Annotated in this window: 12 protein-coding genes; 8 read left to right on the top strand and 4 right to left on the bottom strand. The window is 31.4% G+C overall.

Going from position 1 to position 12,261, the window contains the following annotated elements:
- The first annotated feature begins 5 nt into the window (after window positions 1-5).
- The 3 genes from NZD85_RS08630 (at window position 6) to NZD85_RS08620 (ending at window position 2,107) form a co-directional block, all read left to right on the top strand.
- Window positions 6-1,046 (top strand): PorT family protein, encoded by a 1,041-nt coding sequence (locus tag NZD85_RS08630; protein WP_260541447.1) that lies wholly within the window; start codon window positions 6-8, stop codon window positions 1,044-1,046.
- Between the two features lie 153 nt (window positions 1,047-1,199).
- The gene (locus NZD85_RS08625; protein WP_147280029.1) at window positions 1,200-1,649 is read left to right on the top strand and encodes a hypothetical protein; all 450 of its coding nucleotides are present in this window, start codon (window positions 1,200-1,202) and stop codon (window positions 1,647-1,649) included.
- Between the two features lie 8 nt (window positions 1,650-1,657).
- The gene (locus NZD85_RS08620; RefSeq protein WP_260541446.1) at window positions 1,658-2,107 is read left to right on the top strand and encodes a hypothetical protein; all 450 of its coding nucleotides are present in this window, start codon (window positions 1,658-1,660) and stop codon (window positions 2,105-2,107) included.
- A gap of 49 nt (window positions 2,108-2,156) precedes the next feature.
- Here NZD85_RS08620 and NZD85_RS08615 read toward each other — a convergent pair whose 3' ends face one another.
- From NZD85_RS08615 to NZD85_RS08600, 4 genes are read right to left on the bottom strand one after another with little or no spacing between them, the layout of a single operon-like run.
- On the bottom strand, window positions 2,157-2,444 hold the full coding sequence (locus NZD85_RS08615) for a hypothetical protein (protein WP_125348911.1): 288 nt from the start codon (window positions 2,442-2,444) through the stop codon (window positions 2,157-2,159).
- A complete protein-coding gene (locus NZD85_RS08610; protein ID WP_171623750.1) occupies window positions 2,445-2,942 on the bottom strand; it encodes a YkgJ family cysteine cluster protein in 498 nt (165 codons plus the stop codon). It lies immediately after the preceding gene.
- Window positions 2,924-3,355, bottom strand: a complete 432-nt coding sequence (locus NZD85_RS08605; RefSeq protein WP_260541445.1) for a pyrimidine dimer DNA glycosylase/endonuclease V — start codon at window positions 3,353-3,355, stop codon at window positions 2,924-2,926. The genes NZD85_RS08610 and NZD85_RS08605 overlap by 19 nt, the downstream gene beginning before the upstream one ends.
- Before the next feature lie 15 nt (window positions 3,356-3,370).
- On the bottom strand, window positions 3,371-4,726 hold the full coding sequence (locus tag NZD85_RS08600) for a hydroxymethylglutaryl-CoA reductase (protein ID WP_260541444.1): 1,356 nt from the start codon (window positions 4,724-4,726) through the stop codon (window positions 3,371-3,373).
- A 327-nt stretch (window positions 4,727-5,053) separates the two neighbouring features.
- Between NZD85_RS08600 and NZD85_RS08595 the strand changes: the two genes are divergently transcribed.
- The 5 genes from NZD85_RS08595 to NZD85_RS08575 all read left to right on the top strand — a co-directional run bounded on the left by NZD85_RS08595 (window position 5,054) and on the right by NZD85_RS08575 (window position 12,248).
- Window positions 5,054-5,383 carry a hypothetical protein gene (locus tag NZD85_RS08595; protein WP_260541443.1) on the top strand — a complete coding sequence of 110 codons (330 nt, stop codon included), beginning with the start codon at window positions 5,054-5,056 and terminating at the stop codon, window positions 5,381-5,383.
- Between the two features lie 397 nt (window positions 5,384-5,780).
- On the top strand, window positions 5,781-6,074 hold the full coding sequence (locus tag NZD85_RS08590) for a hypothetical protein (protein ID WP_260541442.1): 294 nt from the start codon (window positions 5,781-5,783) through the stop codon (window positions 6,072-6,074).
- 798 nt (window positions 6,075-6,872) lie between these two features.
- Window positions 6,873-9,032, top strand: coding sequence for a S9 family peptidase (locus tag NZD85_RS08585; protein ID WP_260541440.1), 2,160 nt, complete (start codon window positions 6,873-6,875; stop codon window positions 9,030-9,032).
- A 26-nt stretch (window positions 9,033-9,058) separates the two neighbouring features.
- The gene (locus tag NZD85_RS08580; RefSeq protein WP_171622754.1) at window positions 9,059-10,645 is read left to right on the top strand and encodes a peptide MFS transporter; all 1,587 of its coding nucleotides are present in this window, start codon (window positions 9,059-9,061) and stop codon (window positions 10,643-10,645) included.
- 118 nt (window positions 10,646-10,763) lie between these two features.
- Window positions 10,764-12,248: a peptide MFS transporter gene (locus NZD85_RS08575; protein WP_225541939.1), complete on the top strand. Its 1,485-nt coding sequence runs from the start codon at window positions 10,764-10,766 to the stop codon at window positions 12,246-12,248.
- The last annotated feature ends 13 nt before the right edge of the window (window positions 12,249-12,261 follow it).

Genomic DNA, 12,261 nt, shown 5'->3' with positions numbered 1-12,261 from the left:
AGATTATGATAAAAAAACTTATCGTAGCAGGATTATTATGCTTATCAGCTACATCACTATATGCTCAAAAATTTACATTTGATTTGAATGATAAAAACGACGAAAAAATCAGTCCAATTGTAAAAGATCGCATCAGCGAATTTACGTTAGTGATTCGTCAAATTGTTCAGGAAGAAAAATCTGCAATGGAAAAGAAAATTGCGGCAGTTGACAAAGAATTAACAGAAGGAAAACTGAATGCTTCTGAGGCTACAGCTAAGAAAGAAGCTATTGCGAGCGTGTATTCGGGAACGATAAATGATCGTATTCAGGAGGTAAATTTCAATTTAGATGATATCATCAAACAACAAGTTGCATTTTCGATTATGAACGGCGAAGATCCAATTACGCCAAAAACGAAACAAGATGTGACGAAACGTTACCGAATTGCGAATCAAATTAACGGTTATGCTTCTTTTGGATACATGGCGTTTACAGGAAAAAAAGACGAAGAATTGAACAAACATGAGAAGTTTTCGAGCAATTTAACAGCAGGTTTAATGTACGAAAGACAATTATCGTTAACAAGTCCTGTTAACTTTTTGGCAGGAGGGTTATTTTCGTGGAGAACGTATCGCATCGACGATGATATGCGCTTTAATCGTGATGAAAATGGAAATGTTGGCTTGGTAAAAAGTGATAAATCGTTAGATAAATCGAAATTGCGTTCGGCTTATTTTATGGTTCCGGTTGGATTTAAATACAACTTTTCGAAAGTCAAAAATATTACCGAAGATTTTGCATATCGTCCGCAAGGAAAACACTATATCGCAGCGTATATGTATGGAGGAACGTTGTTATCATCGAATAATATTTACAAAGGAGATGGTGTTCGCAACAAAGAACGTGGAAATTATAATGTGAATAATTTTATCTACGGAGCTGAAATAACAATTGGTTTAGGATTGATTGATGTTTTTGTAAGAAAAGATTTGAACAATTATTTTAAAGATAACACATTTGATAATCGTAAAATGATTCAGTTTGGCATAAATCTTGGAATATAAGAAATATCTCAATCATAGTTTTAGTATTGAAATTTTATAACATAACATTTTTAAAATATAATGAACCTCAGATTTATATGAGGTTTTTTATTTGTAGAAAAATTTTCTAAATCTGTTCAAAAAAATTGTAAATTAGTACAAATCCAATCAGAGATGGTAAAATCTAAACTTAGTTGGCAAACACTTCTTCTCGTCATCATTTTTCTATTATTAATGATGGTTAACTTTACGTTTGTCAAAGCTTTTTGGTTTGGAGGAAATTTTTGGATAGACGAACCTTTTTTACGCATTGGCGTTTTCATGATTTCTTTACTTGCATCGATGTCTATTTTATACGATTTAACGTTTAATTTGACCTTATTTACGTTAAAAGAAGAAACGTTCGAAATCAGAACAATTTTCAAAAAAGATGAAATTCCATATCGAGCAATTTATTATTTGTACGAAGAAGAAGATATTTTTCGCTTGAATCGCAATCAAATTCTAACTATTCAAACCAAAAAATCAAAGTTCAGATTACGAAGTTTTTTTGATTCAAATTATGATCAAGTAAAAACTAAACTAACCGAAAAAGCAGAACAATACGTTAATTTATTGGCTTGAATTATAGTATGAAGAAATATTATGTATTTTCGATATTAGTTATTTTGCTAATTATTTTCTTTTATATTATTCAGACATTTTATATAAATCCTTTACAGATAAATAGAATTGAAAATATATTGAGAAATCAAAGCGAGTTTTACATAGTTTATAAGAACTCTCATAGAAATCATACATTGTATTTATCTGATAAAAAATATAGTATTAAACTTTCTGAAAATGAAGTTTGGAATAAACCTAAAATGAATGATTCAATAAACAAAATAATTAATCCATCTAAACAACTATATGGATTTTCTAAAATTGGCGATCAGATTTATAAAATTGAAAACTCTAATCAATGTTTTATTAAAAGGAATGATACCTTATTTTTATTTAATTATTTAGATAAAAATGAAAAAGGTTTTGATGAGTGGAATGATGAACAAATAGGTAAATTTTTTATAAGAAATAAGTAGAGTAGAAACTCAATTTTAAATTAAAAAACGTCGCTCTATGAGCGACGTTTTAATTATTACTATTATTTTTTAAGTAAATCAAAATGTTTTGTATTAGGACTAAAATTGCAAGCGACGTAAAAAACATAAAGCCAACATAAATGGCAACTTGTTTGTCTTGACCAATTTTTATGAAGATAAAATAAGCCAAAAGCGTTCCCATGATTTGCATCAAAACGGCGCGCCAAGCAATTTTTTTTACAACAGTAGCATCTTTGGTTCTAAATCCAGCAATTCCTTGATAAATTGTCGGAAATATCAACATAATAAATGCGATTATTTTTAGAGGTGTTTCCATTTATACTTTTATTTCTTTCTGCATTTGTTCTACAACTTCGTAAGTCGCAGGACAAATTAGCGTGTTTTTTATGGTAAGATGATTAATCTGGTAAAATTTCTTACGATCTGTATGCGGATATTCACGACAAGCTTTCGGGCGATCTTCATAAACCAAACAATAATTTTCACTATCCAAAAACGGACAAGGAACTTGCTGCAAAACATAGTCGTTGTCTTCATCAATTCGCAAATATTTATCAATAAATTGACTTGGTTTGATTCGAAAAACATGCGCTAAACGCTCAATATCTTTTTGTGTAAAAAGTGGACCAGTTGTTTTGCAACAATTCGCGCAAGAAAGACAATCAATACGATTGAAAACATCTTCGTGAATTTCTTCCATTTTTTGATCCAAGTTTTTAGGTGGTTTCTTCTTCAACTTCTCCAAAAATTTTTTGTGTTCGCGTTGTTTTTCTTTTGCTTTAGCAAAATATTCTTCTAAGAAATGATCTCCCATTTTTCTATTTCTCCTTCTTTTACTTCGAAAATCTCCGCGCAATCAACCATTTTGAGGTTTTCAAATTGTTTGAATTGTTTAGGATCTCTTTGTTCTAACTTCTTTAATAAATGGTTGAATTCATATTGCATTTGACCTGTTGTAACCTCAATTTTAATCTTTTTGAAATCAAAATCAATTTTATTTCGGTCAAAATTATAACCTCGTTGTGTCGCTTCGTCCCAAACTTCTGCCAAATATTGATTAATCGCTTCAATAGGTTTTTCTACCGATTTGAAACGACTTAATTGCGGATGATTTTTATACCCTTTTGTATTGCCTACCAAAACATTCTTTGCCAAAAGTGTTTCACGCCAAAGCGCAACTATTCCTTTTGCATCAAGGTATTTCGGATGAACAGACCAAATTCGCATTTGTATTTTATTAAATTATTTTTCTTTTTTGATCTCTTCTACATTTTTTACACCACGTAATTTGCAAAATTCATCGATAACATTGTGATGCGTAACTGTTTTATCTTTAAAATAATTCACAAAATAGTTCTTTTCTTCATCTGTTGCTTCCAATTGGTTTAAAATATTCATCAAGTGCATTTTCATGTGACCTTTCTGAATTCCTGTTGTAACCAACGAACGTAATGCACCAAAGTTTTGTGCTAAACCAGCAACAGCAACAAATCCCATTAACTCTTTTGCATTTGGTTTTCCAAGAATTCCTAACGCTAATTTTACCAATGGATGTAAAGCTGTCAATCCACCAATTGTACCAAGTGCAGTTGGTAAATCTATCCAAAAACGGAAAATACCATCTATTACTTCGCAATGCGTTAACGAAGAATATTGACCATCTTTTGCAGCATAGGTATGTGCACAAGCTTCTACTGCTCGAAAATCGTTACCCGTAGCAATTACAACCGCATCAATACCGTTCATAATTCCTTTGTTGTGTGTAGTAGCACGATAAGGTTCAATTTCTGCAATTCGTACAGCACGCGAAAACTTTTCCACAAACTCTTCTGCCGTTACATTTCCTTCTGCTAATTGTTCTACTGGACAAGAAACTTCTGCACGAACAATACAATCGGGTGTATAATTTGATAAAATGCACATCACGATTTGAACAGAATCTTTTTCATCAGCTGTAAAAGTTGTATCAGCTTCGATTTCGTTGCGTAATGTTTTTGCAAATTGCTCTAAACATGAATTGATGAAGTTGGCACCCATCGAATCCATTGTTTCGAAAGAGGCTTTTATTTGATAGTAGTTTGCTAGATCAGCAGTTTTATCAATTAATTCTAAATCCAAAATTCCACCACCGCGTGCACGCATATTTTTGGTAATATCATTTGTAGTTTCGATTAATTGTAGTTTGATAGTCGATTCGAAAGCATTTCTCAACTTTTCTTTATCACCTTCGTACATAAAATGCACGTGCCCCAACTTTGTTGTCGATAAAATAGTTGTTTTGAAACCACCACGTGTTTGCCAAAACTTTGCAGCCTTAGAAGCTGCAGCAACAACAGACGACTCTTCAACAGCCATAGGAATGGCATATAATTCGTCGTTGATTAAAAAGTTTGGTGCTAAACCAAACGGCATATAGAAATTAGAAACTGTATTTTCTGAAAACTCGTCGTGCAGTTTTTGTAAATCTGCATCATCATTCCAATATTGTTTCATGATTTGAATTGCTTTTTCATCGCCATTCAAATATTCATTTACAACCCATTCAATTTTTCCTTCTTTCGATAATTTCGAAAAACCTTCTACTGCTTGATGCTTCATATTGGATATATTTTATAAGACAAAAATACAAACGTTTTGAATGTTAAACTCTACTTGTTGTGTTTTTTCATTAATTTTTAACGATTTAGTAGAATAGCAAATTAAGGGAGTGCAATAAATAGAGGCTTGTTGTGTGGATTCAATCCTTTTTTTGAAGGCAAATAGCTACGAAATAAGATTGATATTTTTAAACACGTTAAAACATCTTTTACTTGACATAAAAGGTGTTATAAAATTTTAGTAAGATTGATTTATTTGGATAAATATTGTTTATATGTAATAGTGTTAATTATTTTTTATATATTTAAATGATTAACACTTAATAATATGAGAAAAACTTTACTTTCTTTTTTCTCCCTATTTTCTATGCTTACACTTTCTGCTCAGCAGGATGTTTTGTGGGAAAAAACGATTGGAGGAGAACAAGCAGAGTATTTATATAATGCTATTTCAACACCAGATTACGGTTTTATTCTTTTAGGAAGTTCAGGGGCTAATTTTTCTAAGCATACTGAAAGTTCATCAAAAGAAGGATTGGATTATTTTATTTCAAAATTAGATGAAAATGGAAAACAAGAATGGATTAAATCGTTAGGAGGTTCAGGAAATGATTTTCTTTATACGGCTGTTTCTACACAAGATGGGGACTTTTATTAGGAGGTTCTTCAGACTCTGATAAAGGACGGGGTAGGATCTATAGTTGCAGGAGTATGGTTTGTGGCTGATTATGGTACAATGGGGGTTAATTATATTATAGGTAATGGAACCTTAGGACTTGGAGACATGATCAACCAAAGTGAATTAGGACAGAATTTAACAATTGATTTGTATTAAAATGATAATAAGTAAATTTAAAAAAGACACGATATTTTGGGGAATATTCTCTTTATTGTTTTTTATAATAGGAGTGTTTATGGTGTTAAAAGGATTGAGATATATTTATAATAATTTCAGTATAATCAATATATTAATTATACTGTTTCTTATTATTATTCTATACTTTCTAGTAAATTTTTTAAAACATATAAAATGGATAATTTTAAAAAAAGACACGTTGAAATATTATAATATATTTCACCCTTTTGGCAAGTCTTTAGACTTGGACAAATTTATAGGTAAAATACGTATGCAGGAGGTAAGTATTACAGGTTCTTATAATGTTATATATTTAGTAGATAAAAATAATATGACTAGTTTTAAAATAATGGGACAACATTATGAAAACATGACAAGTATAAATAATACACTTATAATGAATGAAATTTGTTTAGACTTATCTATTTTACAATATTTATCTCTTCTTTTTTTTGGAAGAATAAATATTAAAAATAATCTTAAGGACTTGTAATATAATATAAGTATGTTAGACATCGATTAGAAAAAATGAATTTTTCAATGAAAATAATCTACTTATCATAATCGATATTATACACTAAAAGTTTTTAAGTCAAAACATTGACTTTTAATAAGTGCCGTTTTGAATAAATGATTTTATGTCTAAAACTACTCTGTAAGGTGCTTTTTGCCGTTGAAACGGCATATCCAAATCGGACAAAAATATTATACATTCTATTTTTTTTTACTATAAATAACTTCTTTTTGTAGTGTCGTTTTTTAGATAAAATATTCGAAATTTATCTTTTCGTTACCCAAAATCATAAGAATTATTCGTGTTATGTTCGAGTCTTGTTCAACTATCCTTCGACTAAAAGCCCATTTTTCCGAAGAGTTCTCGAAGCATCCTCGAACAAAGGTCGAACAAGCTCAAAATCAACTCAAAACATATATCTTCGTTAGCTCTGATAAACAGAGGGATAGGAGGTGTTTTATTTTTACTTAAAGCACTTATTGTTTTGAAAATTGATTGACAAAAGTGGACAAATATGGACAGAAATGAATTGAATTGTAATTTGTGTGGTTTAATTTGTTATATTATAACTTTTTAGAGATAAAATAAGTGGATTTGGAATACAAAAAGCTTTAAAACACCGCAAAGAATCTTGTGAGTTGTTCATTATCCAAAGTGTAAAGTAGCTTTATATATTTTTTTGAAACGATAATTATAATGGATTATCGAAAAAATGTGCTTTTAGAAAAAATAGAATTGTTTATATTTGATAGTTTGAACTCACATTTTAAGAAAACTATGAAGAAATTTATTTTAAGTTTAGCGGTCTTAGCGATGGGTGCGTATTCGTATGCACAGCAAATTACGCTCGAAGGAATTTATGGAGGTAAATACCGCGAAAGCTCATTATTTGGTGTTAATTCATTGAATGATGGAGAAAATTATACTATTCTGACAAAAGACGGATTGGTAAAACGTTCGTACGAATCGACATTGAAAAAGGGACAATCTTCTGACGTTGTAGTTGTGCCAGGTAAGTTTGAGGGATATGAATTTAGTTCGGATGAGCGCTATGTATTATTGCAAACAGAAACGAAAGGGATTTATCGCCATTCATTTACAGCAAAATTTGAAGTATATGATACACAAACGAAATCGAAAGTAGTTGTTTTTGATGGGAAGAAAATTCAAGAACCTTTGTTTTCGCCAGATGCATCTAAAGTAGCTTTTGCTTTTGAAAATAATTTATACATTCAGGATCTTAAAACAAATAAAGTAACGCAAGTTACCACTGATGGTAAAAAGAATAATATTATCAACGGGATCAACGATTGGGTTTATGAAGAAGAGTTTGGTTTCGTAAGAAATTTTGATTGGAATGCTGATGGAACGTCTTTGGCTTATGTTCGTTTTGACGAATCGAAAGTCAAAGAAATTAATATTCCGATTTATCACAACAATCTTTATCCACAAGAATTACGTTACAAATATCCAAAGGCAGGGCAAGATAATTCGGAAGTTTCGTTACATGTTTTTGATACGAAGAATAACTCAACTGCAAATGTTAATTTAGACGGAGTTCAGAATTATTACATTCCTAAAATTAAGTTCTCTTCAAAAGCGAATTTATTAACGGTTGTAACGTCTAACCGTCATCAAAATAATGTAGATGTTTCGTTTTATGATATCAACACGAAAAAAGTAAATAAATTATTTACTGAAACAAATAAAGCGTGGATTGAGACAGATAACTTAACTGTAGAGTTTTTAGCGGATAATTCGTTCTTATGGACTTCTGAGCGCGATGGAAATAATCATATTTACCATTATGCCGATAACGGAAAGTTAATCAATCAAATTACAAAAGGCGAGTGGGAAGTAACGAATTATTATGGGTATAATCCGGCAAACAAAACGCTTTATTATCAATCAAATTCTAATAACGGGAAACGTATTTCGACAGAAAGACAAATTTCTTCGGTTAGTTTAGATGGTAAGAAAACAACGATGTTAACGAAGAATAATGGGACAAATTCGGCTGCTTTTAGTAAGAATTTTACGTATTTCATTAATACTTTTTCCTCTATCACTACGCCAAGAACAATTAGTTTAGTAGATTCTAAATCAGGCAAAGACTTAGGAGTTATCGTTGACAATACATCTGTAAAAGAAAAATTGAATGCAGATAATATCGGGACAAAAGAATTATTTGTTTTGAAAACTGCTGCAGGAAACGAATTGAACGCGTATGTGATAAAACCAAAAGACTTTGATGCAAACAAAAAATATCCTGTGTTGATGTATCAATATTCTGGTCCAGGTTCTCAGAATGTCAACAATTCGTACTTCAATTCAAACGATTATTGGCACATGATGTTGGCACAAGAAGGGTATATTGTTTTCTGTGTTGATGGACGTGGAACAGGTTATAAAGGAGAAGCATTCAAAAAACAAACGTATTTACAATTGGGTAAATATGAGGTAGAAGATCAGATTGCAGCAGCAAAAGAAATTGGGAAATTACCTTATGTTGATAATTCACGAATCGGAATTTGGGGTTGGTCTTACGGAGGATTTATGGCATCTAATGTTTTGTTTAAAGGAAATGATGTGTTCAAAGCGGCGATTGCAGTAGCACCTGTTACCAATTGGCGTTATTATGACACGGTTTATACGGAGCGTTTTATGCGTACACCACAAGAAAATGCATCTGGATATGATGACAATTCACCTATTAATTATGCAAATGATTTGAAAGGTAACTTCTTGTTGATTTCTGGATCTGCAGATGATAATGTACATGCACAAAACACATACGAATTATCGGAAGCGTTGGTACAAGCAAATAAAGATTTTGATATGGCAATCTATACCGATAAGGACCATGGAATTTATGGTGGAAATACACGTGTACAGCTTTACCGTAAGATGACAAATTTTATTAAAAAGAATTTATAACTTTCTAAAAATTTAACACAAGAAATATGAGTCAAGACAATAGTTTAGTTAAACATCTTCATAGTTTGGGGATGGACGATAAAATGGTAAATGGTCATCCTGCTGGATTATTTGTATTGTTCTTTACAGAAATGTGGGAACGATTCAGTTATTACGGAATGCGTGCATTGTTGACATTATTCTTAATCAGTACAATTGCAGATGGAGGTTGGGAATGGACAAATGCCGAAGCTATGAAATTATACGGAACCTATACAGGGTTGGTATATTTAACACCTTTATTAGGAGGAATCATTGCAGATAAATTTACAGGTTATAAAAAAGCAATTTTAATAGGTGCTTTGATTATGACATTAGGTCATTTATCAATGGCTTTTGAAGGAATAGCTCCTTGGTTTTTCTATTTGGGGTTAGGATTAATGATTCTGGGTAATGGGATGTTCAAGCCAAATATTTCTTCAATGGTTGGAAATTTATACCCTGATACAAGTGCTAAAAAAGATGCAGGTTATACAATTTTCTACATGGGTATTAACGCTGGTGCATTCTTAGGGATGTTATTGTGTGGATATATCGGTGAAAAAGTAGGCTGGCATTATGGTTTTGGATTAGCTGGAGTTTTTATGTTCTTTGGAATGTTACAGTTTTATTTTGGAGAAAAGATTTTTGGTATAATTGGAGAATCTCCGAAAGAAGTAAAAGCTTTTCATGACAAAAAAATTGCAAATCACGAAGAAGAGCCAGAAGTACAGACATCTGCTGCTGTGGTAAGAGATCGATTAATAGTTGTTGCTGTTTTAATGTTAGCAAGTATTGTATTCTTCTTAGCTTTTGAACAAGCGGGAGGGTCAATGTCTATTTTTGCGAAAGATTATACACAGCGTGTTTTAGAAGGAAATGCTGCAACAACTTTTAAATGGGTTGATGCTATTTTGACGGTTGTTCCGATAGCAATTGTAACACTTGTTTTATATGCGCTTGCAAAAAAGATTTATAAACAATACCCTCTAACCATTATTTTTACCGCAGTTTCATTTGTAATTATTTGGGGATTAGGTTTATGGAAAATTTTCAGAGAATTTAATTCTGTAGAAACAGAGGTTGCGGCTTCTTGGTTTCAAATCTTGAATTCCTTTTTTATTATTGCTTTAGCTTCATCATTTAGTAAGTTTTGGGAAAAAATGTGGAATCCTTCAGGACCAATTAAGTTTGCATTAGGATTATTCTTAGTTGGAGTAGGGTTTGCAGCTTTAGCTTATGGAGCAAGCGAAATACCTCAAGGAGCAAAAACAGCTTCTGTAAGTATGATTTGGTTAATTATTGCCTATTTCTTCCATACATCAGGAGAGTTATGTTTATCTCCAGTGGGATTGTCTTATGTATCAAAATTATCTCCAAAGAAATTCTTAGGCTTATTATTTGGTTTTTGGTTTTGTGCATCTGCAATTGCAAACTTTATTGGAGGTTTCTTAGGATCGTATATAGATCAGATTGTAGAAACACATTCAATGTCTTATTTCTTTATGATATTCGCAATTATCCCTGCGATTACTGCGATTATATTAATTGCATTAAATCCTGTTTTAAAACGAATGATGCACGGAATAAATTAATAATTTGACAAAAATCATTGAATAAGTAAAAAAAACCTCTGCTTTGTCAGAGGTTTTTTTTACTTTCGTTGATTGCTAATAAAATCTAAAGGATATATTAGTGCATAGTTAAAAAATCATGAGTCAAAAATTAACGTTGGATCAAATTCAAAACTTTGAGGGAAAATACCCAAAGCAGCTTTGGCATTTGTTTATGGTAGAAATGTGGGAGCGTTTTTGCTTTTACGGAATGAGAGGAGTTCTTGCCATTTTTATGGTAGATATGTTAGGACTTACAGATGCAGAATCGAATTTGAAATATGGCGCAATCCAAGCCTTTGTTTACGCGTTTACGTTTGTAGGAGGTATTTTTGCTGATAAAATTTTAGGTTTCAAAAAGTCTTTAGTTTTTGGAGGATTGGTTATGGTTGCAGGAAACTTATTAATTGCTGCAGACCCTCATCATTTCTTTTACTACGGGATTACACTGAGTATTATCGGAACAGGATTCTTCAAACCAAATATTTCTTCGATGGTTGGAGAACTTTATAAACCAGGCGATCCACGTCGTGATGCTGGTTTTGGATTATTTTATTCGGGAATTAACATTGGTGCCTTTTTAGGAGGTATTGTTTGTGTTTATTTAGGAAAACAAGTGAGCTGGAACTTAGCTTTCTTAGCTGCAGGTATTGTGATGATTATTGGGGTTGTGTTGTTCCTATTTATTAGAAATGAATTAGGACCAATTGGTGATTCACCTCTAATAAAAATGGATCCTAAAAAACGATTAATTCGCGAAATTGCAGTTTATGCAGGTGCAATAGCTTGTATTCCATTAATCTTTATTATGATTCATAATACGGCATATACAGATATGTTTATGTTTATTGTTGGACCATTAGCAATCATTTATTTTTTAATCCAATTATATAAAATTCCAGATTCTAAAGATAAAAGTAAGTTTATTGCAGCCTTTATTATGATTGCATTTTCTATTTTATTCTTTGCAATCTTCGAACAAGCAGGAGGTTCTTTAGCTTTGTTTGCGAATAAAAATTTACATTCTACTTTATTCTCAGTTCCATTAGATCCAAATATTGTAAATAACAGTGCAAACTCTTTATACGTAATCATTTTTGCACCTTTATTAGGATTAGTTTGGTTATGGATGGCTAAAAAGAAAATTGAACCAAATACAGTTGTAAAATTTGGTTTAGCGTTCTTAATGTTAGCAGGTGCATATTACATTTTCTATTCGTTAAGATTCTTTGCAGATGAAAACGGATTATCTTCATTAGAGATATTTGCTTTAGCGTATTTCGTTGTAACAATAGCAGAATTATGTCTTTCTCCAATTGGTTTATCGATGGTAACAAAGTTATCACCTAAGCATTTAGGAGGAATGATGATGGGGCTTTGGTTCTTAGCTTCTGCTTATGGACAATATTTGGCTGGTATTTTAGGAGCGGGAATGTCTTCTCCAAACGAAAATGCTTCATTAATGGATAAATTAATGGCTTATACAGATGGTTATCAACAATTAGCTTTATATTCATTAATAGCTGGTATTATTGTAATCGCTTTATCCCCATTAATTCGCAAATTAATGCAAGACGTAAAATAACTTTTAAGAAATA

Source organism: Empedobacter stercoris, from assembly GCF_025244765.1.
GTDB lineage: Bacteria > Bacteroidota > Bacteroidia > Flavobacteriales > Weeksellaceae > Empedobacter > Empedobacter stercoris.
The sequence above is the reverse complement of the archived record's forward strand: the minus strand, read 5'-3'. Positions and strand labels throughout refer to the sequence as shown.